Origin of the sequence: Arthrobacter sp. V1I7, assembly GCF_030817015.1 — a bacterium.
In the GTDB taxonomy this organism is placed as follows: Bacteria; Actinomycetota; Actinomycetes; order Actinomycetales; family Micrococcaceae; genus Arthrobacter.
On the sequence record NZ_JAUSYS010000001.1, the window covers coordinates 3,443,848 to 3,470,652 of the forward strand.

The following is a 26,805-nucleotide window of genomic DNA, read 5'->3' on the forward strand; positions in this document are numbered from 1 at the left end:
CACCGCTGTGATTACTTGAAGAACTTCGGGGCGTTCTGCGCGACGGTGCTGTCCATAGTGCTGGTGAACTGTTCCGGTGTGATGTTGCCCTGGACGAGGAGCACGAGTTCCTGCTGCAGCCGGCCGTTGGTTGTCGGGTCCAGCTGGGTGTCCCACGGCATGGCCTGTTTGTCCCCGAGGTCGTTGGCCTTCTCCAGGGCCTTTTTGTACAAGGGTGTGGCGTTGGCCGGTACGGCGGTCTCTACGTTTGTAGTCGGCGAGAGTGCACCGGTGGCCGCGTATTCGGACGGGTACTTCTTCAGGGCGAACTTCAGGAAGTCGCTGACGAGCGGGTCGTAGGTCTTGGAGTTGACGGCCATGCCGATCCCGGACGGGGAGACGAACTCGTTGGCAGCGGTGACTGATCCTGCAGTCGTCGGCAGGGTGAAGAAGTCGATGTCATCGCGCACATCAGGGTTCAGTTTGTCCGTGGCCAGACTGGGCAGCTCCCAGGTGCCGATGTTGTACATCGCCGCCTTGCCGGAGGTGAACTGGTTCTGTGCGTCGGAGTAGCCCTGCGATGAGAAGCCATCCTGGAAGCACTTCGCCCTGCCGAGCGACGCCAGCCATTCGACGGTTTTCTGGCCTGCAGGGTCAGAGAACTTCGCTTCGCCCTTCTTGAGCTTCTGGATGAAATCCGGCCCGGCTTCACGGAACGGCTGGTAGGCGACGTACCGCTCGAGGGGCCATTGGTCCTGGCCGTCGATGGCGATGGGGGTGATGCCGGCATCGCGCAGGGCGGTGCACATGGCGGGGAGGTCATCGAGGGACTTCGGGACGGACACCCCGGCTTGCTGCAGCAGTGCCTTGTTGTACCAGATGAATTCCAGCTCGAACTGGAACGGAATCATGTACAGGGAGCCATCGTCGAAGCGCTGGTAGTCCAACGCACCGGGCCGGTAGTCATCGTAGACGTCCAGGGACTTCAAGAGCTTGTCGGCGTCTACCATTTTGCCTTGTTTTGCCAGCTGCTGGGCGAAGGGTGTGGCGTCGGTGTCGAAAAGCTCAGGGAGCTTGTTTGCCGCAGCCAGTGTCTCCAGCTTTTGAATGTAGGAGGGGCGGTCCGGGGTGGTAATGAAGTTCAGCGCGAAGCCCGGGTGGTCCTTCGCATAATCGTCAGCGAGCTTCTTCATGATGTTGATGACTGCCCCATCAGCGGGCCGGGAAAGCAGCCACGAAATTTCACGGGGTTTGATTTCCCCGGTCGGGCTGACGTTGGCCGGGTCGCTGGAGCCTCCTCCGCCGCCGCAGGCTGTCAAAGCCAGGGCAGCGACGGCTGCGACGGCGGCAGCACGGAATAGTTTTTTCATTGCGGCAATCTCCCTTGATTGGAACACAGGTTGGGGTGGGGGTATTCAGTTGTCGGTGTGCTTGCGTATCTCAAGTTGGGTGACGGTGACGGATCCTTCGCCGGTGAACAGGCCGATCCGTCCCGCCGGCAGGTCGTAGACCCGGGTGCTGAGAGCTACCTGCCGGTCGACGACGGCGACGCACAGGTCGCCGTCGACGATCACCTCCAGGGTGTGCTCGCCCGGAGCAAGGTCGCAGGGCCGCTCCAGCTCGATGTCGAACGGAACGTCCCCGGACACCTGCCATTGGGCGTCTCCTGTGATGGCCCGTGGCCAGCGGTCGAAGACAAGCCGGCCACGTTTCGGTTCCAAGCGCAGAATGTAGGATTTGTCTCCGTCCTGGCTGGAGCGCAGCAACAGCCCGCATTCGGTGGCGTTGGGGGCGATGTCCAGCACTGCCTTGGCATAGAACCGGCTGGGCAGTTCTTCGTCGGATATGACAGCGGTGTACCCGTCCGGCACGTCCAGCCGTGTGGGCAGGTCGTTGGTCAGGGATACCGGGATGTCTTCCCAGAAGCTGTCCACGAGTTCATCGGCGAAAGAAAATCCCAGGGTTCCGTCCGGGTTTTGGCGGGCTTCCAGAACGGCCATCGTGCCGGCCCACTGCCAAGGTCCCTGATCGGTATCGCCTTCCTTGCTGGCGATCCACCCGAAGAAGAAGCGGCGCCCCTCGCGCTCTGCTGTCTTGGATGCGTAAAACGCGCGGCCGTCGATGCTGTCCAGGTTCGGCACGGTCCAGGGCCCGTCGGGGCTCTTGGCCATGCGGTACCGGGTAGTGAACGATTCCGAGAACTCGGAGTACACCATGTACCACCAGTCGCCCCAAGCGAAGACGTCCGGGCATTCATGCGTAATGTAGCGGCGCGGATCCCAGAAGGGTTCAGTGTGCTGCCAGGTCATCAGGTCACTGGACACGCACTGGGCGATAACACCCCGACGCCGTTCCGGCCCGTCGGAATGCCGTGCCGCCAACAGCATCCGCCACTGGTCCTTGCTTTCATCCCGGAACACGAATGGATCCCGCCAGTCCCCGGACTCATATCCGTCCGGAGCACCAAACGTGAGTTCCGGGTGCTTCACCCAGGTCTGCATGCCATCAGTGCTCGAGGCGTGCATGACCAGCTGCAGGGGCGTACCGTCAGGGCCGAGATTCCGGGGGTTCTGGCCTGTGTAGAACAGATGGTGAATGCCGGTATCGTCGACGACGATACTGCCCGTGTAGGCGTTGAAGTCCAGATCGGTTTCGCTGCCGTGACGCAAAGAAACGCCGTGGTCCTCAAACTGCGTGAGGTCCTTGGTGGTGACGAGGTTCCATGAGGTACCGGGTTTGGGATCCGAGCGGTCTTCGTGAAGGTAGAAGAGCCAGAACTCTCCATCCTTTTCGAAGGGGATAAGGTCCCCAACCCATCCATCGTTGGGCTGGAAGAAGACTGAGCGTTTCATCTGCGCTGATGTCCATTCTGCTAAAGCGTTTGATCACTGTAAGTTAGCGTGAATCGTCTCCTTGATCAAGCGTTTTAGCAATATTTTCTTTTTGCCTCCCGTCACCTCAGCTCAGGAAGACTCTAGGTGAACCGCGCCGTTCCGGGATAGTGACAAGCTGTTTGATTAAACGCTTGACCATCGCCTGCGAATCCGATTATCGTCCTGCGTAACCGGTGAGCCCATGCATCTCGACGCTGAGCGGCATTTCATTGTCACGATCACCGGTGGATGTTTCTCCAGCCCGAAGAGCGCGCAGCGTTGCTGCCCGGGACCTCGCCATGTCCCACCCCCGATGCGCCTCCGCTACCACCACGTTCAGCTGGCTAAGGCGCCCGCCGAATCTTGAGAGGAAACCAATTTATGAGGCACGACATCTCACGACGCACTGTCCTGCAAGGTGCAGGCGTTGGTGCTCTTACCCTTTTTGCCAGCAGCGCCGTACCCGTTGCAGCGCACGCCCAGTCATCCCTGCGGGCGGTCTATCATATGACTCCGCCCTCGGGCTGGCTGTGCGACCCGCAGCGACCCGTATCTACCAACGGCGCTTACCAGCTCTACTACCTGCACTCCGGGCAGAATAATGGCCCGGGCGGATGGGACCACGCGACGACCAGTGATGGCGTGTCTTTCACCCACCACGGCGTGGTGATGCCCTTGCAGCCCGATTTCCCGGTGTGGTCGGGATCGGCCGTCGTCGACGCCGCCAACACCGCCGGCTTCGGCGCCGGGGCGGTGATCGCACTCGCGACGCAGCCGACCGACGGGATCCGCAAGTATCAGGAGCAGTACCTCTACTGGTCGACCGACGGCGGCTACACCTTCACCGCCCTCCCCGACCCGGTTATCGTCAACACCGACGGCCGCACGGCCACGACACCAGCGGAGATCGAAAACGCAGAGTGGTTCCGGGACCCCAAGATCCATTGGGACGAGGTACGCAGCGAATGGGTGTGCGTGATCGGACGGGCACGCTACGCGGCCTTTTACACCTCGCCGAACCTGCGGAATTGGCAGTGGAAATCCAACTTCGACTACCCGAACCCTGCGCTCGGCGGGATTGAGTGCCCCGATCTGTTCGAGATGACCGCTGGCGACGGCACACGGCATTGGGTGCTCGGCGCGAGCATGGATGCCTACAGTATCGACCTACCGATGACCTATGCGTATTGGACGGGCGCCTGGAACGGCACGGCGTTTAGCGCCGGCAGCCTCACACCGCAGTGGCTCGACTGGGGCTGGGACTGGTACGCCGCTGTCACATGGCCGTCGGTCGAGGCACCGGAGACAAAACGCCTTGCAATCGCCTGGATGAACAACTGGAAGTACGCGGACCGCGACGTACCCACCGATGCATCCGACGGGTACAACGGGCAGAACTCGATCGTGCGGGAACTGCGGCTCGAGCACCAATCGGGCGGCCGGTACAGCTTGCTCAGTACCCCCGTTGAGGCGCTTTCGGGCCACGTCACCGCGACCACCACGCTCCCCGATCGCACGGTCAACGGCAGCTCCGTGCTGCCGTGGAGTGGGCGCGCCTACGAGCTCGAGCTCGACATCTCATGGGACGCGGCTACGAACGTTGGGATCTCGGTCGGCCGCTCCTCAGACGGATTGCGTCATACGAACGTTGGCAAGTACGGCGACGAGCTGTACGTCGACCGTGCGCCCTCAGACCAGAGCGGCTACCCGCTCGTGCCTTACTCGCGTGCTGCCGCGCCTATCGACGCCAACGCGCGATCGGTGCACCTGCGCATCTTCGTCGATACACAGAGCGTCGAAGTGTTCGTGAACGCCGGGCACACGGTGCTTTCGCAGCAAGTGCATTTCACCGACGGCGACACCGGTATCTCGTTTTACGCCGACGGCGGCCCGGCGGACTTCACCGGAATTAGAATCCGCGAGTTCGGCAGCCCCATCTAGCTGCGCCGGGTCACCGACAGCCAGATTCGAAGCGCCGTTCGCCTGGTCGAAGGCGGCGAGCCCGCTGCGCAGCAGCGCCATCCCTGAAGGCACCTTGTCCAACAACGCGTCACACCGTGGAGTAGGCTGGATTTTCCGAACACCACTAAGCGAGGAATAACGTGCACGAGGACGCCGCCAGGTTCCTGTCCCAGCCGGTGGAGGCCCAGTCCGGCTCGCCGCTCCGGGTTGCCGTGTACTCCCGGATCGCCGAGGCCATCCGCAACAACCTGCTGACGCCCGGTTCGATGCTCCCCACGGAAACGGAGCTCGGCGCGGACATGAAGGTCAGCCGCACCGTGGTCCGCGAGGCGCTGATGCTGCTCGAGGAGGACGGTCTCATCCGGGCCCGCCGCGGCGTCGGCCGGTTTGTCGCCGACACCCTCCCCCGCATCGGAATCGAGCGGATCCGCCCCTTCGAGGAAGTCCTCGGCGGCCCCGGGCAACACCTCGAGATCAAACGAATCCAACGGGAGCGGCAGCCCGCCTCGGAGTTCGTCGCCCCCGGCGTGGGCGTGGAGCCCGGCACCGATTGCTGGCTCTGGGAGTCCGTCCTGATCCGCGACGGCGAAGCCATCGCCCACCTCCAGGAAAACATCTCGGCCCTGCCCGTGAGCCTGGGCGGCAGTTCCGCTGCCGCCGCGCCGTTGGAAATCGACGACGACGGCGGCAGCACCCTGCTTGCCAGCCTGAACAAACGCTTCGGCCGGGTCCTCGGACCCGGCGAGTGCCAGATCAGCCTGAGCCAGGTGGGGCCCAGCCGGGCCAAGCTGCTGGACCTGAGGGCCCCGGATCCGGTCCTCGTGCTGACGCAGTACGTCAGGCACGCGAACCGGCCCTTCTACCTGGCCAAGTGCCTGATCGCAGCACGCGCCGGGCACCTGTCCGTGATGCAGTCCCTCCAGTCCTGACCGGAGGGACTGCAACCGCGTTTACACTTAGGGCTCTACACAGCCGACTGCTTTGCATGCGTTCACGCGGCCGTGGGCCCAGTAGGTGCCCGTGCCAGGCATAATCCTGTCGGCAGTCGATTCGATCTTTTTGCGGACTGATGTGTTGTCGGTGTCGGTGTCAGCAGGCGTGCTCCAGACAAGCGCGGCAGTGGCAGCGACGATAGGTGAAGCCATTGAGGTGCCGCTGGCGATGTCATAACCCTGAGAGCGGCCGTTCTGCGTACCCAGGACGAAGGGGTGGTTCGGGAAGGTCGAATAGACATTGACACCGGGCGCTGCAACATCCACCCACTTGCCGTAGGTTGAGAAGGATGCCTTGGCGTCGGTGTTGTCGGTTGCGGCGACGGCAATAACGTTAGGGTATGCGCCTGGGTAGATCTTGGCCTGAGTACCGGCGTTGCCTGCTGCGGCAACTACCACCGCACCTGCATTCCATGCGTTATTGACTGCAGTTTCGAGGGTGCGTGAAGAGACACGCTGTCCTAGGCTCATGTTGAGCACCTTCGCACCATGGCTCACCGCCCAATCGATGCCGTTGGCAATGGCCGAGCTGGAGCCGGACCCGTTGTCGTTGAGCACTTTGACATCCAGGATGCTGCAGTCCGGGCACACACCGGCGACGCCGATCGAGTTGTCGGCGATGGCGGCGACGATGCCAGCGACGTGCGTGCCGTGGCCGTACCTATCGTAATCATCAGGTACAACGATTTTCTTATCACTGAAGTTGGCCCGTTCATCAACCTGCGGCGAGATGTCGTCGTTGTCGGCGGCCACACCTGAGTCGATGATGGCAACTTTAATGCCATTACCAATGCCATTACCGGTGGTGACGGTCCACGCTTCGACGGCGTCCACATCAGCATCAGCGTCCTCGGCGCGCCCGGTTACAGTTAGCGTGCCGGCAGTGTTAGTAAATGATTGGCCATTGTTTTGCAGAGCGTACTGGCTAGGGAAATACTCGTCAGCCGTAGCGGCAGTAACCAGCTCGTCCGGCTCGGCGTACTCAACTCCCGGGTTCCTGCTTAAGGCTTCGATGAGTTGAAGTTCTTTACCGGCCGGCACTTTGATGAGGTGCGCGCCAGTGCTGCCGATGCCGGGTCCATCGCTGAGGCCATGCTGCCGAAGCACACCGGCTGCCGCGCCATTATCGCGGAATTTAACCATGATTTGACCGCTGATGTGTGGTGACTGGGTCGCTGGATTGCTCGGGGCCGCGTTGCCTGGAAGCGCGAAGGTGATGGCGCCAAACGCCATCATGAGCGCTGCGAAACTAGCTATAACAATTTTTTTCATGTGGTTATCTTGCACTATCTGGATAGTGGCAGTCAGCAAAGACCCGCAGCAGCGTCGGTATCTGCCCACGCCGGGGAACCCTTCCGCGGACTGGAAGACGGCCGGCCCCAAAGCAGCGTCTCTACCAAGTGCGGTGCAAAGTCGCCGTCGAGCTCCAGCACCACCCGGCAGCGGGCGCCGGGCTGATCCGGGTAATCCAGGTACCGTCCGCGGAGGTCGCAGATGGTCTGGCCACGGCCGGGACCGTCGGTGGTGTCGACGTCGACCGTCACCACCGGGGCTACCGCCGCGCTGACGCCGCCCACCGCGAGGGCCGCGGCGAGGGGGTCGTGCATCGCCGAGCAGGCCCGGCCGAACTGGCTCTCGTAGAAGCGGAAGTAATAGCCGAGCATGTCGCCCAGGGCCTGCGGCACCGGATGGCCCGCGGCGAGCAGTTCCTGCCGGTGGCTTTCCTCGAGCACGCTGGACATGGTGACGTCCAGCGGCACCAGGGTCACATCCCAGTCGGCGGCGAGCACGTCCGCCGCGGCTTCGGGGTCGTTGGCGATGTTGGCTTCGGCCACGGGGGTGATGTTCCCGGGGGCAAACGCGGCGCCGCCCATGATGGTGATGCCCTGCACCAGCCGGGGCAGCTCGGGGTCCAAACGCAGCGCCTCGGCGATGTTGGTGAGCGGTCCGATGGCCAGGACCCGCAGCTGGCCGGGATGTTCGTGGGCGAGCCGGACCAGCATCTCGGCGGCGGTTCCGGGCACCAGCTCGGCGTCGGCGGTCTCCAGGTCCACCCCGCCGATCCCGTTGGATCCGTGGACATGCGGGGCGCCGCCGCGGAAGGTGCCCGCCTGCGGGTGGTGGGCGCCGAGCGCGACGGGGATGTGGGCCTGCCCGGCGAGCCGGAGCAGGTCCAGGGTGTTCCGGGCGCCGACGGCGGCACTGACGTTGCCGCTGACCGTGCCGATCCCCCGCACGTCCGCCTGCGGCGAGGCGAGCAGGTAGGCCAGGGCGAGGGCGTCGTCGATCCCGGTGTCGCAGTCGAGGTAGAACGGGTGGCTGGTGGGCATGGTCATTGCTGGGTTTCTCGTTTCGTTGGTGCTGGACGTTGGTGCTGGACGTGGTGCACGTCGGTGTCGGATCAGAGCTTTTCGCCCTTGGGTGCCGCGACGAAGAGGCTGACGAGGAAGGCGGCCGCGGTGATGGCGACCGAAATCCAGAGGGCGGTGGTGTAGCCGGCGGACGTGGCCTGGGCGGCGAAGGGTGCCACGAGCACGACGCCGAGGCTCGCACCGATGCCGAAGGAGGCGCCGTTGATGCCGGGCAGGGCGGCGGGTGCTTCCTTGGGTGAGAGCAGGACCGAGAGTCCGTTGATGGCGGTGAGGAAGAAGCCGTTGTAGAAGATGCCGAGGGCTGCGATGGCGATCAGGACGGCGATCTGGTTGTCGGAGAAGGTGGCCGCGGCTATGGCGCAGGCCAGGCTCAGCCCCGTTCCGGCCCGGAGGGTTTTGATCCAGCCGCGCCGGTCGGCGAGCCAGCCGGCGAGGGGTGCGGCGAAGACGCCGATCAGCGCTGCGGGGGTCAGGAACAGCAGTGCCGACAGCGAGGCACTGAGTCCGAAGCCCTGGTGGATGTCCTGGCTGAGCAGCACCACGGTGAAGTTGATGATGGCGAAGATGCCGGCGAGGGTCAGGACGGTGGTGGCGATGACGGGCCAGACCTGGCGGGAGCGCAGGTGGTGCACGGCGATCAGCGGGTGGCTGCGCTTCTTCTCGATCATCCAGAAGGCGGTGAAGGAGGCGACGGTGCCGGCCAGCAGGGCCAGGGTGCTGGGCGCAGTCCAGCCGGCGGCTGAACCGTCGGAGACAAAGTAGGTGATGAAGACGAGGAACACGGAAAGTGATCCTGCGCCCCACCAGTCCATGGCGCCGCGTACTCCCTGCGGACGTCCGCTGGGGACGGTTTTGATGATGCACGCGGCGGCGATGGCCGTCAGGACCAGGACGACGACGAAGATGGACCGGAAGCCGAGGGTTTCGGCCATCAGGCCGCCGACGTAGCCGTCCACGCCGCCGACGCCGCCGTTGATGGCGGCGATGATGCCCACGGAGGTGCCGAAGACGCGGGCCTGCAGGTTTTCGCTGAGGACAATGTAGGCGAGCGCGAAGACCGCGCTGGAGACGCCCTGGAGGAACCTGCCTGCGATGAGGAGCGGCAGGGTGGGGGCGGCGATGCAGAGGATGGTCCCCGCGCCCATGATCCCGAGGACCAGGAGCAGGGCGGCGCGGCGGCCGATGAAGTCGCTCCAGCGTCCGATGACGGGCCCGGCGATGGCGCCGGCGAGGAAGAACATGGACTGGACCGGGGCTGCGCTCTCCGGGCCCAGGCCGAAGGAGGCCGCGATCTGCGGCAGCGCCGGGGTGACCATGCTGGCGTTGAGCTGGAAGGACAGCACGCCGAGCAGCAGGGTCGAGATCAGCAGGGCGGCACGGCGGCCGGCAAACTTCGGCTCCGCCCCGGCGAGGCCTGGCGGCGAAGTGGTGACTGTTGCTGGGGTGTTCACATCAAACTCCTTTGTTCTGCAGGGCGTCCTGCCCTTGCGATGCGTGTTGTTATACAACCATGTATGACGGACAAGTACAACCATGAAGTACACTATTTCCTAATCCAGCCCCTTGGCCCCGATAGGACTTCCCATGAGCAATCGACTTCCTGCCGTCACCGTCGTCGGCAGCATCAACCTCGACATCATCGCCACCACGGACAGGCTGCCGGGTGCCGGGGAGACCATCGGCGGCGGCAGTCTGCACCAGCAGCCGGGCGGCAAGGGAGCCAACCAGGCGGCAGCTGCTGCCCGCCTGGGCGCCAGCGCGCGGATCGTCGGGGCGGTGGGCGATGACGCGTCCGGCCGGCTGATGCTGGAGTCTCTTTCCGGAGCGGGCGTGGACACTTCTGATGTGGCAGTGCTCGAGCTCGACGGCGCCGCGACGGGCACGGCGCTGATCGTGGTGGACCGGGATGGTGAAAACCAGATCGTGGTGTGCCCCGGGGCCAACTCCGGGTTCTCGGTGGGGGGCCTGCAGTTCGGGCCGGACGAGACGGTGCTGTGCCAGCTCGAAGTGGGTCTGCCCGTGGTGCTGGAAGCCGCCCGGCGCTCCGCCGGTTTCTTCGTCCTGAACGCGGCCCCGGCCATGGACCTGCCGGCGGAGCTGCTCGAGCGCTGCGACCTGGTCATCGTCAACGAGACCGAGTACCAGCTGATTCCGGCGCTGGCGGAGGCAAAGCTTGTCGCGGTGACGTACGGGAAGGACGGGTCGGCGATGTTCGAGCACGGGCGGCGGGTGGCAGAGGCTCCCGCTTCGGCCGTGAGGGTGGCGAACACCATCGGTGCGGGAGACGCATTTTGCGCGGCTCTGGTTCTGGCACTGAGGGCGGGGCTCGACTACGCCACGGCGCTGGCCGTGGCCAATGCCGTCGGAGCGGATGCGGTGGGCGATCCCTCGTCCCAGCCGGCGCTGGCCCGGTTGGAGGAGTACGTTGCCCGGGTAGCCGGAGCCGGGGCTGCCGGGCAGTGAATCTTGATTTCAGGCCGGCAAGGCCGGCCGACTATTCAGCGGTCCGGACAATCACCCGGGAGGCGTACCTCCACGCCGGGCATTTCACGGCCGACCACCCGTATCTGGGGGTGCTGGACAACGTGGAACACCGGGCGGAGCATGCCGAGGTGTGGGTGGCCGAAGCCTCCGGCGCAGTGGTCGCGGCAGTGACGCTGACCTTCGCGGGGCAGCCGTACAGCGAGATCGCGGTGGAAGATGAGCTGGAGTTCCGGATGCTCGCGGTTGATCCCGCTGTGCAAGGCGGCGGGGTTGGGCGCGCCGTTGTTCGTCGAGTCATCGAACATGCCCAGTCGCTGCCAGAGATCAGGGCGATCAGCATTACGAGTGCGACGTTCATGGAACGGGCACATGGTCTGTACGAATCCCTGGGCTTCGAGCGGGTTCCGGCGAGGGACTGGTACGTGCCGGGCGAGGACGTGCTGCTTTGGGTTTTCCGGCTGGAGCTGCAGCCTGCCGGTGTTCCTTGCTGAACGAGACGGCGACCAGGCTCCTCCCCCGCGGCGGGCTTGCGTGCCTTGTGGGCCGGGAACTGGGCCTAGGCGACGGTGAGTTCGCCCATCCGGCCCCAGCTGTCCGCACCGATTTTTTCGCTGATGATCTGCGGGGTTTCCGCCAGGGCCTGTGGCATGTCGTTCATGGCCTGGGTGAAGTGTTCGCTGTTGACGTGGTCGCCGGCGGCGTCGTCCCGGAACGCCTCGACCAGTACGAATTCGTTCGGGTTGTCCACGCTGCGGGACCAGTCAAACCACAGGTTGCCAGGTTCCTGACGCGTCGCTTCGGTGAAGTCGCGGGTCAGATCCAGCCAACGGTCGGTCCAATCCGGCTTGACGTTGAATTTGACGACGATGAAGATCATCGGGTTCCTGCCTTCCAGCGCTGATGTGGGTACCAGAGAAGTCTGCCCCGAATGAGCCCTCCGCCCAAGCCGGCCATCGCGGGGTGAGGACGCGGGCCACCGGGAGCGAGTCGCAACTGCGGCCCGGGTCGCACCGCCCTGAACCGTCGTGTCGGAACCGTCGGAGGCCCTGTTCGACGGGGGCACCATCGACATGCTCGACATTGACTGCATCCCGGCTGATCTCACGTGGGGTGAACTTTCGGCCGCGGCCGGGCATGGTTCGTACCTCTTCATTGAGAAGGCGGTTGCCCTGGCCATGGATCGCCAGGTCGATGCGATCTGCACGGGGCCGCTGAACAAGGCGGCCTTGCACGCAGCCCGGCCACATCGGCCTTATCGATGCGATCGCCAAGATCAACGGTGACCTGGTCTACCGGACCACCAAACGCGGGCACGAACTGCTGCTCGCCTCCGGCATTGAGAACCCGCGGATCGCCGTGTGCGCCATCACCCGCACGCAGGCGAGGGCGGACTGTTCGGCTATGGCGAAGAGGCGGAAAAGATCCAGCCGGGCATCGAAAAGGCACAGGCCGACGGTATTGACGCCATCGGCCCGCTCCCGGCCGCCACGCTGTTCTTCCTTGCCGGCCGCGGCGACTTCGACCTGGTCGGCGCCACCCGAGCAGGCTGCACTCAAACGCCTCATGGTGAACAACTCCCACCGCATCTATGTCGTTGCGGACTCGACGAAGCTCGGCTTGGAATCCTCGCACTGGTGGACGCCGCTGGAGCGGCCCTGGCACCTAATTACCGACGACGGAGCAACGGACGCGCAGCTCAAGCCCTTCCGCGACCTGGGAAACGTGGTGATCCACCTGGCAGCGGCGGCCGACGGCGGGCAACCTACCTGACGCCGTCGCTTGCGTTCGCGCGAACGTATGCCCAGCAGGTGCCAGCCGGTTATCTTTTCGGCCTTTGATGTAACTTTTTGCGCGGACCACGCCTGCCACGTCGCGTAGCGTTGACCCATGAGCGAGTCGGCCGATCACAACAAGCGCGTAGTTTCCCTGCTGATCGAAGCTATCAGCCGTGGGGACCTGACGGTGTTTGACGAGTTGTATACCCCGCGGGCAGCGCCAAAAGCACTGGAGTGGGTGGAACCATTCCTCCAGTCTTTTCCGGACGTCGCCATGGACATTGTCCAGATGGTCAGCGAAGGCGATACCGTCGTGGCCCGGTTACGGTGCTCGGGTACCCATCTCGGGGTCTGGCGCGGGCACTCCCCCAGCGGCCAGCGATTCAACCGGGTGGACGAGGTGTACTTTTTTACCTTCCGGAACGGGCTGATAGACGGCAGTTGGGGAATCGAGGATAACCTGACGCGGTTCCGCCAGCTCGGCTTCATCCGCTGACAGTCCGGCTACTCCTGCGCGCTGTGGACAAGTGGTTGTTTGCCCCCGCAATTTCCGGATGGGTCGAATTCCGGGCCGCGGGCATGAAGGTGAAGAAGTCTACTGTGGCGCCTGTTGCGGACGAGGCCGAAGCTTCGTAGCGTGACCGCCTGTACCGTACGCAGCCGCGGGCATATCCTGCAGGAAGACCCGTCCTGCCCAGCCGTTTTCCGGAGGTACCCCAGTGGAAATGCCGAAAGCGTCCGACTCCGACAAGGAGCACTTCCGCTCCGTTCTGCCCGACCATCCCGAGGTGGCCGTCAAGCCGATGTTCGGGAACCTCGGGGCGTTCGTGAACGGCAACATGTTCGCAGGCCTGTTCGGCGCCACCATCGGCGTGAAGCTGGCCGACGCGGACAAGGAGACGCTTGAAAGTACCGAGCGGACCGTTCCGTTCGGACCGCCCGAGCGGCCCATGGGCGGCTATACCGGATTACCCGAGATCTGGAACGGCGAGGGCGACGGGGATGAGGCCCGGGCGAAGGCCTGGGTGCAAAAGGCGTTCGAGCACGTGAGCACGCTGCCGCCGAAAGCTCCGAAATCCCCGGCGGCCCCGAAGGCCAAGGCCGCGAAGAAGTAGCGGGCCCTCCCCCGCCGAAGGACGGGACAACGAGGTCGACACCCTGATGATCGGGGCGGGGCAGGCAGGCCTGGCACGGCGGCTTCGCCGCGCAAGACGAGCCAAGGGCGCTGGCTGGCACGGAACGTCGTCCTGGCCAACGGTGCCTATCAGCGGCCGCGGATTCCGGCGTCGGCCGCCAAACTCCCCAAGCACATCCGCCAGCTGCACGGCCAGAACTACCGCAACCGGGGCGCGTCTGCCCGACGGCGCGGTGCTGGTGATGGGGACCCGGGCAGTCGGGCGGGCAGATCACCGAGGACCCGCTCGCCGCCGGCCGGGAGGTGCACCTGTCGGTGTCCGGTCTCCCCCGAGGCACCGCGGCGCTACCGCGGCCAGGATCTCTTCTACTGGCTCCTGCAGGTCAACCTGCACGGGCCGGCCCACGGCATCAACGGCCTGCAGGCGGAGCAGCTCCCCTCCCCCGCCGCACGGTTCCTGTGCAATCCGCTGATCTCCGGCAACGACGGCGGGCACAGCATCCGCCTGCGGGACTTGGGCCGCCGGGGCGTCCGGCTGCACGGACACTTCGAGGGAACGGACGACGGCGTACTCGCCTTCAGCGACGACCTCCCGGCCCGTCTGGCGCTGGCGGAGGCGGCTTCGGGCAGCGGATGAAGGTGATGCTTGACGCGTACATCGCCGCGGCCGGCATCGACGCGCACGCGGCGGAGGCTGCGCCCGCCGACGACTGGCTTCCGGCGGAATCAGGGGCCCGCCTCGACCTCGACGCCGAGGGCAGCACCTCCGTCATCTCGAGTACCGACTACGGGCTGGACTTCGGCGTCCTGGACATCCCGGTGCTCGACGAGTGGAACTACCCCCGCCACTCCCGCGGCGCCACCGAGGGCGACGGCCTTTACACGGTCGGGCTCTCCTGGCTCACCAGGCACGCATCGTCAACAGTGGCACTTGGTCGGGGTGGACGCGGAGTACGTCGCGGGGCACGTTGCAGGGCGGTGAACAGTGCACACCAACCGCGACAGGCGCCGAGCAGGTCAGGTCAGGTCAGGTCAGGAACAGGCATACCATTTCCGTGTCTCGGAGGGAGGGAAGACGCACCTGATGTCCGGGTACGCCCGGCGAGCGCAACTCTTCCTCAACAGGCACCAACCAGCGAAACCTCGGCCGGCAGCTGCTCATTGACAACCTCGACGACGTCCTGTTCGGCCTCCGCGATACCCACGGTGAGGACAAGTTCCCCCGTCAGGCGGCCGAGTACCTGGACGACTGGGCCGCACTGGAGGGCGTGGTTGCGTGAGTAACCTCCCGGGCCACGACGAGCCCCGCTAAAATCCGCGGCGGCTGAGGAAGTGCTCCCTGGTGGAGAGCCTGCGGGGCCGCGACTTCGTAGCCACCCAGTCGCGACTCACAGCATCTTCGCCGTCCTCGAGCGGCTGGTCCAACAGTCGAGACGGACCCCGAAGTACGGCTCACTGTCGGCCTACCGGGCCGTGCGACGAGTGAAGACCAGATGGAGAACTCCGAATGGAGAAGGGGTAGCTTCGATTTCAAAACGTTGTTCGAGTCCTTCGAGTCCATCCCAGAGCCGCTCGCCCCGGCCCAGGACGATCGGCACGAGGACGATGTGCATGTGATCGATCAGATCCGCCTCGAGGAACTGTCGAACCGTGCTGACGCCGCCACCGATCCGGACGTCAAGGTCGCCGGCCAGGGCGCGAGCCTGCTTGAGCGCGGAGACGGGGTCGGCGTCAACGAAATAGAAGGTTGTTCCGCCTTCCATCTCGAGTACCGGCCGAGGATGGTGCGTCAAAACAACGACAGGGGTGTGGAAGACAGGGTTATCGCCCCACCATCCCTTCCATTCCTCGTCCTCCCAGGGACCGCGTTGAGGGCCAAACTTGTTGCGCCCCATGATCTCCACGCCGATCCCCGGTCCCCACTGGCTGGCAAACGCCTCGTCGACGCCGAAAAACCCCTCCGACTCCCCGTGGAAGCCCATCTCCCGGAAGGTGCGCGTCTCGAAAGCCCACTCCATCAGCCGTGAGCCTGCGTGACCGAACGGAGCGTCGAGTTGCTGGCCCTCGCCGGTGCCGAAGCCGTCGAGGGAGACCGAGAAGTTATGCACGCGGACGAGGGACATGTCATCTCCTGAAGTGCTTGCCGTTCGCGATCACTCTATGGTGATTGAACCCAGCGACTCAAGACCGACGATGAGGTCGCGTCATGCTCCTTGGTGCTCTTGACGGTCCTGCAGCCCGCGGAACCCCTCTTAAAGGCCGATTGACAGTTAAGTACGTACAACAGACCAGCTCGCGGAGCCTTCCTTATCAGTGACCCTCGCGACTATCGCCGTCGCGCAAGTCGGTATGGTAGCGGCATGACCATCGAGCTGCGCACCATGGCTGCCGACGACTGGCGAGCCTGGCGGTCGGTGAGGCTCGCGGCGTTGACCGACGCGCCGGGTGCTTTCGGCTCACGCCTGCAAGACTGGTCAGACGCGCCGGAGGACCGCTGGCGTGAGCGCCTGTCTATTCCGGGAGCGATCGATCTGCTGGCCTTCGATGCCGACGGGAACGCTCCGGTCGGCATGGCCACTGGCGTCCCGGACGAGGACAACGACAGCCGTGCCGAACTCATCTCGATGTGGGTCGACCCTGCCGTTCGCGGTCGTGGTGTCGCCACTTTACTCATCACAGCGATCGCACGCTGGGCGGCGAGCGCTGGTGCGCCGACGCTCACCCTGTCCGTGATGCCGGACAATGTCGCAGCCCGACGCACCTATGAAAGGAACGGCTTTACCGTGTCCCATGAACCCGGCGATCTGCTACAGGGTGGCCGGCGCGAGCTAGTCATGCTCCGCGACCTCTGCCCCGAGCGCACCGCCAGCGACTAGCAGCGGTCCCAGGACGGCACCGCATCAGATAAGAGGCACCAGAGTTCAGATCAGATTCTCCATGCCGTCGGCGGAAATCTGCGCGCGTAGCTCGCACTCGGCCTACGGCCACCAAACGCTGTTGGTAACACGCCAATTACCGTCGCGACTCGCACCTCTACGCAATTACAACCAATCAAGAAGAGCCGGTGGCTAACGATCCGGGTCGCCATGGCGTTGCGTTCGATTGGGCCCCCAACACAGCAGCATCCCCTCAGGGGCAGCTAGTGGCGGCTCTACGTGGAATTCATCTATGACCCGCAAGAACGAACCATCGAAGCCATCCGGGCTGGATCGTTCGGCAAAGAACACCGGAACGCCGGTGGCCTCGGTCAGTGCCTCGTGGCTGGCCATTTCCACCCCTTGGTCCCATGTCAAGGTGCGTTTCAGGGACGTTGGCAGCACGGCGAACGCGCTGGTGATGGCGGCGTTGACGCTTGCGGCGGTATGGTCCTGGGGCAGGTTGACGATGATTCCGTACTGGGTTTTTCGTTCCCTCAGGGTCACCATTGCCGAGACGGACCCGACCCCGACGATCAGATCCCCTTCCCAATGGACTGCTTCCAAGCGGGTTTCAACCTCGGCCGGCCGCTGGTCGATCATTCTCATGTTGCGGATCCGCGAGCCGCGCCCCGTGCGGGTGCGCCAACGGGTCTTACGGATCCTCCTGCCGGTGCGCAGCTTGGCGGCGTAACGCTTGTGCAGGCCCTGGCCTTCACGCAACAGCAGCGACCGGTAGATCGTTTCGGGGCAGATCCGCAGTTCCCGGTCCTCGGGGTAGGTCTTCTTCATCCATCCACTGATTTCATCCGGGGACCAGCATCGGTTGAGCTTGCGTTGCACGAGCCCGCGCAGCCGGGGATCGGCGACGAGTTTGTGGACCTTCGGACGGGCCCGTTGCAGGCGGGCATCGTGATCGGCGGTCCGGGGCAGGTAGCGGCCTTCGGCGTCTCGGTGGCGGTCCAGCTCCCGCTTGATGGTGGAGGGCTGGCGGCCCAGTTCACGGGCCACCCGGCGCATGGAATGCCCCAGGTCCAGGAGGTCGGCGATCCGCAGCCGTTCCCGGGCATCGAGATAGCGGCCCGCCGCTGCCGGCGGGGGCTTCAGGGAGGGGATCTGGTAGTTGTTGGCACGCCGGAGCAATGCGCCTGTTCGCCTATGCATACCCAGAACTCTGCATGCCTCGGCGTTGCTTTTGCCCTCGCGCATCAGTTGCCAGTATTTCGTGTCCCGTTCGGCGCGGCGCTGTTGCGCCTCGGAAACCGTTGAGGCCAGCACCTGGTCCGCGTAGCGGTTCGAGGACAGGACGGCGGCGTGTTGGACCGCGGCGGCAGCGTTCCTTTCCTTCGCCAGCCGGGCGAGCCGTTCGCGTTCGAGACCGCGGCAACGCCGGTCGGTCAACCGCAAAAGCACCTGGCATCGTTTCAGGGTGGTCTTCGAGCCCCGGAGCCGGTCGAACCGGACGCGGATCCACCGATACGCTGTCGAACGATTCACCCCGGCGGCCGCGGCCGCCTGATCCACCCTGGCTCCGCGGCCAAAAGCCGTCCAGAATTTGGTCTCGTCTTCGACGTTCGTCTGAAGATGGTGGCGGCCCGTGGCCACACCAACCGCAGCTTCCCAGGCCGGGAGCCGTGACGTCGTGAACCCCAGCGCTTCCGTCGCTCCGGCCGGACTCAATCCCTCACCACGGAATCCCAGATAACTTTCACGCAACCAGCGGTATCCGACTTCCTTATCGATTCCGGCCGCGCGGGTGGAAGGCTTGAGACCATTTCCTTGCTTGATGGAGGCCAGAAACCGGATCCCTGTTGGCGAAGAAGAACTCAAATACATAATCGAATCACCTTGAAATAGGTGTTGCTTCGATCGACAGAATCTCGCGTGCCCCAAACGTTCCACTCCAGATCGTCTCGCAACCCTACGGATGCGTTGCAAGACAACTCAAAGCCCGGTTGAGCGACACCAAGCGATCACAGAACGCCGCCACGAAGCGCTAACTCCACCCCGCCAACGGCAGCGAAGTCCGCCGGCTCCACTCCTTGAATGCTGCCCGGCCGGGCGTATGGTTCTGTGCATGGGACCGATTCTGGACACCCTGGTGATCGGCGCCGGGCAGGCTGGCTTGGCCACGAACTCCTGGCTAAGCCGGGCCGGCGTCGAGCATCAGTTGCTGGAACGGCGCGAAACGCTTGGCGGGGCGTGGCAGGACCGGTGGGATGCGTTTTGCCTGAACAGCCGAACTTCTCGCTCGCGCTGCCCGGCATGCCGTATGACGGCCACGCCCCGGAAGCCTTCATGCTGCGCGCTGACCTCATCGGCCATTTCCGGCACTATACGGAGAGCATCGACGCTCCCGTCCGAACGGGTGCGGAGATCACGCGCATCGCGCCCGCGGAGGGCGGCGGCTTCACCGTGGCCACAACCCCGGGCAGCTGGCGGGCCCGGAACGTGGTGCTCGCTACCGGCGGTTACCAGAAGCCGAAAATCCCCGCGCTGTCGGCGCAGCTGCCCAGCCACCTCCTGCAACTTCACACGGACAGCTGCCGCAACCCAGGCCAGCTGCCCGACGGTGCCGTGCTCATCGTGGCACCGGCCAGTCCGGCGGCCAGATCGCCGAGGAACTGCTCGCCGTCGGCCGCGACATCCACCTGGCGGTGTCCGCGTGCCCGGAAGCACCGCGCCGGTACCGCGGCCAGGATCTCCTCTATTGGATGATGCGGCCTGCACAATTCGGCCCCGGCTACGGACTGAACGGCCTCACCGTGGGGCAGTTGCCCTCCCCCGCGGCGAGGTTCGCCTGCAACCCGCTGGTGTCCGGCGCCGACGGCGGCCACGACATCCACCTGCGGGACCTCGGCCGGCGCGGCGTCCGGCTGCACGGCCATTTGGAAGCAGCCGACGACGGCGACCTCGTCTTCAGTGATGACCTTCCGGAACGCCTCGGCCGGGTGGAGGCGGCGTTCCACAGCGGATGAAGCCGATGTTCGACAGCTATATTGCCGCCACCGGCATGTCGGCACCGGAGCCGGAGCCGCCGCGCAAGGACGACTGGCATCCTTCGGAACCGGCTCGGCTGAACCTAGAAAGCTCCAACGTCACGTCGGTCCTCTGGGCCGCGGGCTACCGGCTGGACTTCAGCATCTTGGAGATGCCGGTGCTGGACGAATGGAACTACCCCCGGCACCACCGCGGCGTCACCGAGCACCCGGGTTTGTACGCCGTCGGGTTGCCGTGGCTGACCGGGGGCACGGCTCGTCCATCGTGGCGGGCGTGGGCCGCGATGCCGAGTAAATTGCGCAGCACATCGCCGGGAACATCGCCGCCCGGTGAAGGCGACGTTCCAGAGGGGTGGCTACCCGGTCAAGGACCCGTCGAAATCCACCGGGGCGGCGAGGCCGGCCGAACTGAACCATGCCCTCGCCCATGCCTGGACCGAGGGCACGGCGAGCTGCTGAGCAACAAGCTCCGGCGGCCCGTCGAACACGGACTTCCCCTCCTGCAGGAGGTCCCCGGTGCCGCTGCCGGCGAGGAGCTTGAAGAGGGCAGGCTGGTCGAGGAAGGGAAGCTTCCCGCCGTCGCCGTCGGTCAGCACGCCCCAGCGCGACGTGAACAGCGAAAACTCCTCCGGACGTTCCCCGTGGTCCACTGCGAGCGGGCACGCTTCGCCGTCGAGCTGGATCCGCCGATAGTTGGGCTCCGTGTCGTCGAGGGCCATCAGCTGGACATCGTCCAGCCACGAAAGCCAGACCTCTGTGCGCTCTCCCATCAGCGGATACGGGGCGGCGGCGATGTAGCCGGCCTTGCTCACGTGGGCGGAGTGGCCAACGGCGATGTTGTGGAGCTGCCCCCGGACCAGCGGCAGGACCGCGCTGACGGGCTGGTGGTAGCTGGCGAATTTCCACCGCATCACGTCGGCGCTTGAATTCGCGCCGATGGAGACCACCAGGGAACGGGCTTCCAGCGGTGCCGCGCCGGCTTGCGCGAGGGCTTCATCCAGGCCGGCCGAAAGCTCAAGGGGACGGAATTCATTGCCGTCCATGACACCAGAGGCGACGGGCGCGTCCCACGGATACAGCAGCGGGTCGAGATGGCCGGCGCCGCCGGCGCCACTCAGTCCCATGGAGTCAGCCGGGTGAAGCCGTCGGGGTCCTGCTCGAGAGTAGTCAAGGTGGCCCGCTTTCGTGGCTCGGGACTTCCATTGTCCCGCACTTTGGGGGAACCGGACCTTCGGCGCTTAAGGTGCCGGCCAACCCCGCCGCTTCGGTGCGAGGCCCTTCCTGCAATCCTCGACGCAGCCGCCCGGCATCAGGCTCCGTAGAGAGTCAACACTGGCAACGACCCAGAGAAGTCACAATTAGGCCTCACAGCCCTGCCCCGCCGCCGCGATGACGCACGCCGCACCTCGATCGGAGCGGCGGCAATCTCGGAGGCACATGCCCACCATCAAGGGACGAAGCCGACCGCTCGAGCGCGTCTGATGGCACGTTCAAAGGCTGAACAGCATCTTCTGTCTAGCTCTATCACCGAAAAACCGGGCCAATCCGCCAGTTGGAGTCTAAGGTGAACAAAAGATCCGCAGGCGAACACCCATCTGCGTCGCAGCGCTCCAAGCCGTCTGTAGGAGCCCGTAGATCTGAAGCAGCTCGGGGGATGGAGTCGTCTTTTGCGCGTCTTGCTGAAGAGCTTTCACCGAGAGTGCTGCTCCGAGAACAAGCCAAACCTCACGGTCAGCCTGAGGATCCGTGACTACGGAACGGACTTGACTCCAAATCTCGTCTACGTTGCTTCCGCGTCCGACCCGCAGCCGTTCTGCCGTTCCGGTCACACCATTGGCTGACCAGGGTTTGGTCCAGTTACCTGAAGGGGGCACGACCTGAGACGTGGGTTGGATGTGCGGTAGATTCTTAATAGCCTGACCTACCACTTCCTGCAATATACTCGCCGATTTCTTATTACGTTTCCCCGCTTTGGCATGGATGAAGGCGACGCGATCGGGTTGTAGCGCAATGAAGTCCGCCACCTCAGTACCTAGATCCGTGCAGATTAGTAGTTCGATTTTGGGAAAAAACTCATTCATGGCCTGCGCTCCAGCCGGACCGCCCGAATTTGCGAGTAGGTCGATTAATCCAAATACGCTGTTGGGCTGCCACTGATTATCGCTGATCGCGGAACCTTTCTCTGACGCTGCAGATTCTAAGGCAGCGACACCAGTCATGATCCGCAACAGAGAAAATCTGTCAAGTTCTTGGTCGGGTCGAATGGGCTCAAAGAATTGTCCGTGCGCGTAGATATATCGACTGTCGGCCGTTACTACTCGAAACGCTTGATCAGCACTAATAGATCGCGTGAGCTCGCGTTCCTCGCCGCCCCTTTCGACGAACATTTCTGACGCCAATGTATTGGATGAAAAGCCGAACCGCTCCCTCGAGGCATCCCATACCAGCCGCGCGTCATGAACTAAGCCATTAACTTCAATCGTGAAAGACCCATCATTGCCGACTTTGCTTGCCGCTTCGCCGACTATAAGCGCAACATCACCAGCTTCCTCCCGTCGCACAAAGTTCTCAGTTCGAATATCCAAAAGAACATGGAGGGGTGACGGGTCTTCAGGGACGTCTATCGGCTCGGCGTAACGAGAAAAAGCGTCAGCTGGCCTGGCACTGCTATCTTGCATCTCAGCGCATAGGGTCTCGATCCACTGACGATATTCTTCGAAAGTCTGCTCAGTTCGGCGGTAGTCACGGACCCTAGAGCGACTTAGTCCTAGATATCTGCGAAAAGTCTCTTGATCGTTCCGCGCATAACCTTCCGCCCGGGAACATAAGTATGTGTAGTCGGCTAGATCAGGCGCCAGATCCTCAATGGAAGCCGCACGGATGGAGCGGGCGTGGGCAGAACGTCGGCCAATGGAGGTGTTCAACAAAGAGACTTCCGTAACCGTACTGGTTTCCGGCAGCAATCGAGTCAGCTCTTTCGATCCGACTGGCACGAAATTCTTCTCAACGATAGACGGTATCCTGCCTCGTGCATCGAAATAGAAGAGATGTCGACCTACAATGCGGATTAGGGTGTATCCGAACTTCGGTTCGAAAAAGGCCATTCTTCGAAGGAATGGAGAGTTCTCAGCCGAGACGTACGGCAGAATGAACGTGCTCGTATCGGGCGATTGGCGTCGAAAAACGCTTCGATCGATCTCGGCCCATTCCTGATTGACGTCGTTAAATAGTTCATTCAGGCTCAAAGGTTGCGAGAGGGCACGGAATACGCGAGTCGTGAGTGGATAAGCAAAGCTCTTCCACGCTAAATCGCTGTCAAAATCCAATGATGTTTTGAAACTGCCACCATGATAGAAACTCTTAGGCTGTGATGCCAGGAGATTTTCAACAAGATCCGGCATCGTAGCTACTGCCCCATGCATGCTGTCTTGGTCGAACTGGAGATAGTTCGACCACAAGGTCTGAAGATCGCTTTCACCGCGGCTCAGAACCCAGGCGGGGCCACCCGCCAGTGCTCCCCTCGGATTGCGTAGGACACGCCCAATTTGCTGAATGGCAGCTCGGTCGTTACGAAACGCATCGTAGAAAGCCACTATCCGAAATCGTGGGTCATCGATGCCTTCTACCAACTTGTTCTGATGCACCCAGAACTCCACATTAGTAGTCCTGGGGTCGGGGACCCACTTCATTAGACCGCCCCTGCTTTCAAATGTGTCGTGTACACCGAGTGCGCTGCGGTCGAGCCGATGAAGTTCTTTGACGCATCGACGAATCGATTCGGCGTCTCCGCACCGAACGATTACACGATGGCTTCCAGTGGATGTCAGGCTTGAAATAAAATCAACGAGGTCGTTCACGAACAACTCTGGCGTTTGGCCCGTTAGGGACGAAAAGATTGGTTTGCGAAGAAACCCGTTCTGCACAGCCTCGTGGTGGGTGTAGCGGAATCGATGATCATCGGCAATCTGGAAGTACTTCTCGTCATTTCTATAGGGAGTTGCAGTCAAGAGAATGGTCGGCAGTTTTAGGGACCGGATTGCTGCAGACCATTTCGGCGCTGGCTCATAATGGCCTTCGTCTACAAAAACCGCACTGAAATCACTGAAGTATGTTCGAATATCGACGCCCGACTCGTGACAATGCCGCTGAATTGCGAAAATCGCGGCGATCGTATCCACGACTACTGTGGGTTTTTTTAATTTCAGCAAATCACCGACTCTAGCCGCCGAAGGAAGGCTGCGAGACTGAGGAAAGTCCGGCGGGGCTTCAATTTCCAACCTCTCCCAAAGCCGCCCCTGTAGGTCGTTCTTGAGCTGTCTGACCAGGGCTGTCCATGGGGTAAGGACCAGAACGTTGCGTCCGTGGTCTCTGACAGCCTCGGCCGCCGCAGCCGCAATCACAGCTGTCTTTCCTGTGCCCGTCGGCATTGAGATTAGAGCAGCACCTTCCAGCCGCCCTGTGCTCAAGTAGGTCGAAACAGTACTCACTGCGGTCTTTTGGTGATCCCACAGCGTTTCGCGCAACTCGCCAACTATTTCGGTCATGGTTTTATCCAACCGCATGAAACTCCTAAATCTGAGTATGACGCGAATGGGTTGTGGTGCCGTCGTTCCATGCTTCGCCCATGCGAGCCGAGGCGCGGCGGACATCGCCGCGCCCCCGGACTCCCCGCTCGAGAGTGCGGCATGACCGGCAATCTTTCGATACTCGCACCTTGAGTACGTTATGCCCCCGCTCGGGGTTAACCAGCGAGCTCGCTCTAGGGTCCACAGTTCCGAGGTCGGGGCCGGCGCAATGGCTTCCAACGCCTGAGTCAAGATGTCCAAGGCTATTGCAGTAAAGACACTGGGCGCCGGCGCCTGAGGATTCGAGGCAATCCAGTATCCTGGTCCTTGGCCATCAGTCCTATTCAGGGAGAGCTCACATGCCGTACCACCCTCCGACCTCCATCGTTTCTGTACTGCGGAAGATTCACGATGGGGATATTGTTCTGCCGGCCATCCAGCGCGAGTTCGTCTGGTCGGCTAAGCAGATCGAGACGCTTTTCGACTCGCTGATGCGCGGTTACCCGATAGGCGGGTTGCTTTCATGGGCGGTCACCCCGGAGACGGCGTCAAAGTTCCAGTTTTACGGATTTATCAAGAACTACTCTCAGTACGACGGCAAGCACTGTCCCAAGCTCGACCTTCCGCCGACGCGCCCATTGACCGCTATTCTCGACGGCCAACAGCGCCTTTCAGCACTGAACATCGGCTTGCGTGGAACCTTCGCCGACCGTACTCAAGGCGGTTGGCGGACGAACCCGGCCTCGTACCCCGAGAGGAAGCTGTATCTCAATGTTTTGGGTATGGCCGCCGAGAACGAAGCCGGAATGAAGTATGACTTCCGGTTGCTGAGCGACCGAGACCTTGCACGGTTCCCAAACGATGAAAATCACCTGTGGTTTCCCGTCCGGTCCATCTACGAGGCGTCTACGATGTCGGAAATCTGGTCGATGGCTGCGAGCATTGGAGTCGCCAATCACCCGGGCGCTTCCTCGATGATCAGCCGTCTTTGGGAGGCCGTGCACATGAGTCCCTCACTGCACGTATACGAGGAGCAGGACCAAGACATCGAGAGGGTCTTGGACATTTTCATCCGAGTTAATTCCGGTGGGACCGTGCTCTCTTATAGCGATCTGCTGCTGTCGGTTGCCACAGCACAGTGGCTTGGTCGGGACGCACGAGAGGCGATCCACGGTCTGGTCGACGAACTTAACCGCACCGGGGAAGGGTTCGACTTCTCACAGGACGTGGTACTGAAATCCGGGCTCGTCCTAGCGGGCATCAGGGACATAGGTTTCAGAGTGAAGAACTTCACAATGGAGAACATGAGAATTTTGGACCGAGAGTGGGACAGAATCAGTTCCTCACTCGGTGTCGCAGTTAGGGTATTGAGCGATTTCGGGCTGTCGGCAGCGTCGCTTCCGGCCGACAGCGTGCTGATCCCAATTGCCTACTACATCCACCACCGTGGTCTCACCGACTCATACCGCTCCTCAGTGTCCGAAGCACCGGACCGGGAAAAGCTGCGAACCTGGGTATTGAAATCGCTAGTTAAGCCAGGCGTCTGGGGTTCCGGTCTGGATACTCTGCTCCGAGACCTTCGGGCTGTCATCGATGAGCACGGTGAGCGCGGGTTCCCTGTGGACGAGGCCGAAAGGAAGATGGCAGCTCGGGGCAAGTCCCTTATTTTCGACGACGCGCAGATCGAGGACATTTTGGACTTGTCTTACGGGCGCAAGCGCACCTTCGCGGTGTTGGCAATCGTGTTTCCAAACGTCGATACCCGTAATACACATCATATCGACCACGTCTTCCCTCGCAGCCTGCTGACAAAGAACGCTACAAAGATGGTCGGTTTGGAGGAGGACGCGGCTGCCCGAGCGGAAGGAATGCGGGACGGGTTGGCAAACCTACAATTGTTGGAAGGGCCGGTAAACATATCGAAATCGGCACGGGCGCCACAGTCTTGGGCGAAGGAGACTTTCACGCCAGAACGGTTGGAGGCCTACTCGGATCGAAATGCAATCCCATGGCTCCCTGATTCGGTAGACGAGTTCGAGCAGTTCTACACGGACCGCCGCAAACGGCTAGAAGAAGTGCTCCGGCGCCGTCTGGCCCTTGGTACAACGAATTAGGCGAACCGGAGACGCGGGCGTCGCCTGTTGCCGAACGCGATGCCTTCTGGGCTGCCCTGCTGATCCGGGCAGCAAAGCCGCCCACCCACCGGTTGATGAATCGCAGTTTCAGTTGAGCCCAACTCACGGTTGATTCCATCAGAGGTTTTTCCCAACGGTGGAAGGCAGTGATGAAGTCGAGAGTGGGGCTATTCGCGAAAATCCCAGGGTCAGGGGCTTGTCGATTCGCTGCATTGCGCGCGAGCACCGGGTTTTCTCGGAGAACCGTCCGGCAAGCACTGGCCGCTGCGGAACCGCCCTCGCGAAGGGCTCCAGTCCAGGAGGCGCCGAAGTTGGGGTCCGCTCAAAAGCGTCATTGATGGGATCCTCCTAGCTGATCTGGGTGTTTCTCGAAAGCAGGGCCATACCGCCCATCGAGTTTTTTGATCGTCAGGTTGATGAGCATCATGCTGTGATCTTGTGCTCCACCGTCCGGCAGTACGTGAAGGCCCGCAGAAGCGATATCGCTGTTGGTTCAGGGCACAGCCCGGTGGAGGTCTTCCTGCCGCAGGCACACGTGCCCGGATCGGAGACTGAGGTAGATTTCGGTGACGTGTGGACCTGCTGTGCATCGACGAACCTGACGGAATGTTGCCATCTC

At 63.0% G+C, this 26,805-nt stretch carries 21 protein-coding genes and 2 pseudogenes; 12 read left to right on the forward strand and 11 right to left on the reverse strand.

Going from position 1 to position 26,805, the window contains the following annotated elements; translation table 11 throughout:
• Positions 1-11: 11 nt before the first annotated feature.
• Positions 12-1,349 (reverse strand): ABC transporter substrate-binding protein, encoded by a 1,338-nt coding sequence (locus QFZ69_RS15805; RefSeq protein ID WP_306912779.1) that lies wholly within the window; start codon positions 1,347-1,349, stop codon positions 12-14.
• A 45-nt stretch (positions 1,350-1,394) separates the two neighbouring features.
• Complete coding sequence (locus tag QFZ69_RS15810) at positions 1,395-2,831, reverse strand: GH32 C-terminal domain-containing protein (protein WP_306912780.1); 1,437 nt, start codon at positions 2,829-2,831, stop codon at positions 1,395-1,397.
• 402 nt (positions 2,832-3,233) lie between these two features.
• On the opposite strand from QFZ69_RS15810, the gene QFZ69_RS15815 reads away from it, so the two are divergent.
• Positions 3,234-4,793 carry a glycoside hydrolase family 32 protein gene (locus QFZ69_RS15815; RefSeq protein WP_306912781.1) on the forward strand — a complete coding sequence of 520 codons (1,560 nt, stop codon included), beginning with the start codon at positions 3,234-3,236 and terminating at the stop codon, positions 4,791-4,793.
• 161 nt (positions 4,794-4,954) lie between these two features.
• The gene (locus tag QFZ69_RS15820; protein ID WP_306912782.1) at positions 4,955-5,743 is read left to right on the forward strand and encodes a GntR family transcriptional regulator; all 789 of its coding nucleotides are present in this window, start codon (positions 4,955-4,957) and stop codon (positions 5,741-5,743) included.
• Positions 5,744-5,770: 27 nt separating this feature from the next.
• On the opposite strand, the gene QFZ69_RS15825 is transcribed toward QFZ69_RS15820, so the two are convergent.
• The 3 genes from QFZ69_RS15825 to QFZ69_RS15835 all read right to left on the reverse strand — a co-directional run bounded on the left by QFZ69_RS15825 (position 5,771) and on the right by QFZ69_RS15835 (position 9,629).
• On the reverse strand, positions 5,771-7,078 hold the full coding sequence (locus tag QFZ69_RS15825) for a S8 family serine peptidase (RefSeq protein ID WP_306912783.1): 1,308 nt from the start codon (positions 7,076-7,078) through the stop codon (positions 5,771-5,773).
• Between the two features lie 32 nt (positions 7,079-7,110).
• On the reverse strand, positions 7,111-8,142 hold the full coding sequence (locus QFZ69_RS15830) for a nucleoside hydrolase (protein WP_306912784.1): 1,032 nt from the start codon (positions 8,140-8,142) through the stop codon (positions 7,111-7,113).
• 65 nt (positions 8,143-8,207) lie between these two features.
• Positions 8,208-9,629, reverse strand: a complete 1,422-nt coding sequence (locus QFZ69_RS15835) for an MFS transporter (RefSeq protein ID WP_307000255.1) — start codon at positions 9,627-9,629, stop codon at positions 8,208-8,210.
• A 133-nt stretch (positions 9,630-9,762) separates the two neighbouring features.
• Here QFZ69_RS15835 and QFZ69_RS15840 point away from each other — a divergent pair, with 133 nt between their 5' ends.
• Both QFZ69_RS15840 and QFZ69_RS15845 read left to right on the forward strand, forming a co-directional pair.
• Positions 9,763-10,641 carry a ribokinase gene (locus tag QFZ69_RS15840; RefSeq protein ID WP_306912785.1) on the forward strand — a complete coding sequence of 293 codons (879 nt, stop codon included), beginning with the start codon at positions 9,763-9,765 and terminating at the stop codon, positions 10,639-10,641.
• A complete protein-coding gene (locus tag QFZ69_RS15845; protein ID WP_306912786.1) occupies positions 10,638-11,153 on the forward strand; it encodes a GNAT family N-acetyltransferase in 516 nt (171 codons plus the stop codon). Before QFZ69_RS15840 ends, QFZ69_RS15845 begins: the two co-directional genes overlap by 4 nt.
• 65 nt (positions 11,154-11,218) lie before the next feature.
• Here QFZ69_RS15845 and QFZ69_RS15850 read toward each other — a convergent pair whose 3' ends face one another.
• Positions 11,219-11,539, reverse strand: a complete 321-nt coding sequence (locus QFZ69_RS15850) for a putative quinol monooxygenase (RefSeq protein WP_306912787.1) — start codon at positions 11,537-11,539, stop codon at positions 11,219-11,221.
• A 193-nt stretch (positions 11,540-11,732) separates the two neighbouring features.
• On the opposite strand from QFZ69_RS15850, the gene QFZ69_RS15855 reads away from it, so the two are divergent.
• From QFZ69_RS15855 to QFZ69_RS15875, 5 genes and pseudogenes are all read left to right on the forward strand, one after another.
• On the forward strand, positions 11,733-11,945 hold the full coding sequence (locus tag QFZ69_RS15855; protein WP_307000476.1) for a 4-hydroxythreonine-4-phosphate dehydrogenase PdxA: 213 nt from the start codon (positions 11,733-11,735) through the stop codon (positions 11,943-11,945).
• Between the two features lie 75 nt (positions 11,946-12,020).
• A pseudogene (locus QFZ69_RS15860) lies at positions 12,021-12,131 on the forward strand (4-hydroxythreonine-4-phosphate dehydrogenase PdxA); the annotation flags it as partial.
• Between the two features lie 94 nt (positions 12,132-12,225).
• Positions 12,226-12,432, forward strand: coding sequence for a hypothetical protein (locus QFZ69_RS15865; RefSeq protein ID WP_306919720.1), 207 nt, complete (start codon positions 12,226-12,228; stop codon positions 12,430-12,432).
• Between the two features lie 117 nt (positions 12,433-12,549).
• On the forward strand, positions 12,550-12,933 hold the full coding sequence (locus QFZ69_RS15870) for an ester cyclase (RefSeq protein WP_306912789.1): 384 nt from the start codon (positions 12,550-12,552) through the stop codon (positions 12,931-12,933).
• Positions 12,934-13,156: 223 nt separating this feature from the next.
• Entirely contained in the window at positions 13,157-13,552 is a 396-nt protein-coding gene (locus QFZ69_RS15875) for a TfoX/Sxy family protein (protein WP_306912790.1), read from the forward strand.
• A 746-nt stretch (positions 13,553-14,298) separates the two neighbouring features.
• Here the strand turns inward: QFZ69_RS15875 and QFZ69_RS15880 are convergent.
• Positions 14,299-14,484, reverse strand: a complete 186-nt coding sequence (locus QFZ69_RS15880; protein ID WP_306912791.1) for a hypothetical protein — start codon at positions 14,482-14,484, stop codon at positions 14,299-14,301.
• Positions 14,485-15,035: 551 nt separating this feature from the next.
• Entirely contained in the window at positions 15,036-15,695 is a 660-nt protein-coding gene (locus QFZ69_RS15885) for a dihydrofolate reductase family protein (protein ID WP_306912792.1), read from the reverse strand.
• A gap of 237 nt (positions 15,696-15,932) precedes the next feature.
• Between QFZ69_RS15885 and QFZ69_RS15890 the strand changes: the two genes are divergently transcribed.
• Positions 15,933-16,448 (forward strand): GNAT family N-acetyltransferase, encoded by a 516-nt coding sequence (locus QFZ69_RS15890; RefSeq protein WP_306912793.1) that lies wholly within the window; start codon positions 15,933-15,935, stop codon positions 16,446-16,448.
• Positions 16,449-16,640: 192 nt separating this feature from the next.
• Here QFZ69_RS15890 and QFZ69_RS15895 read toward each other — a convergent pair whose 3' ends face one another.
• Positions 16,641-18,167, reverse strand: a complete 1,527-nt coding sequence (locus QFZ69_RS15895; RefSeq protein ID WP_306912794.1) for an IS30 family transposase — start codon at positions 18,165-18,167, stop codon at positions 16,641-16,643.
• A 397-nt stretch (positions 18,168-18,564) separates the two neighbouring features.
• Here QFZ69_RS15895 and QFZ69_RS15900 point away from each other — a divergent pair.
• Positions 18,565-19,781: pseudogene (locus QFZ69_RS15900) on the forward strand (flavin-containing monooxygenase).
• 61 nt (positions 19,782-19,842) lie between these two features.
• On the opposite strand, the gene QFZ69_RS15905 reads toward QFZ69_RS15900, so the two are convergent.
• Together QFZ69_RS15905 and QFZ69_RS15910 are read right to left on the reverse strand one after the other, a co-directional pair.
• Positions 19,843-20,610 carry a hypothetical protein gene (locus QFZ69_RS15905; RefSeq protein WP_306912795.1) on the reverse strand — a complete coding sequence of 256 codons (768 nt, stop codon included), beginning with the start codon at positions 20,608-20,610 and terminating at the stop codon, positions 19,843-19,845.
• A 435-nt stretch (positions 20,611-21,045) separates the two neighbouring features.
• Positions 21,046-24,030 carry a DEAD/DEAH box helicase gene (locus QFZ69_RS15910; RefSeq protein ID WP_306912796.1) on the reverse strand — a complete coding sequence of 995 codons (2,985 nt, stop codon included), beginning with the start codon at positions 24,028-24,030 and terminating at the stop codon, positions 21,046-21,048.
• A gap of 380 nt (positions 24,031-24,410) precedes the next feature.
• Here QFZ69_RS15910 and QFZ69_RS15915 point away from each other — a divergent pair, with 380 nt between their 5' ends.
• Positions 24,411-26,165 carry a DUF262 domain-containing protein gene (locus QFZ69_RS15915; protein ID WP_306912797.1) on the forward strand — a complete coding sequence of 585 codons (1,755 nt, stop codon included), beginning with the start codon at positions 24,411-24,413 and terminating at the stop codon, positions 26,163-26,165.
• Positions 26,166-26,805 lie beyond the last annotated feature (640 nt).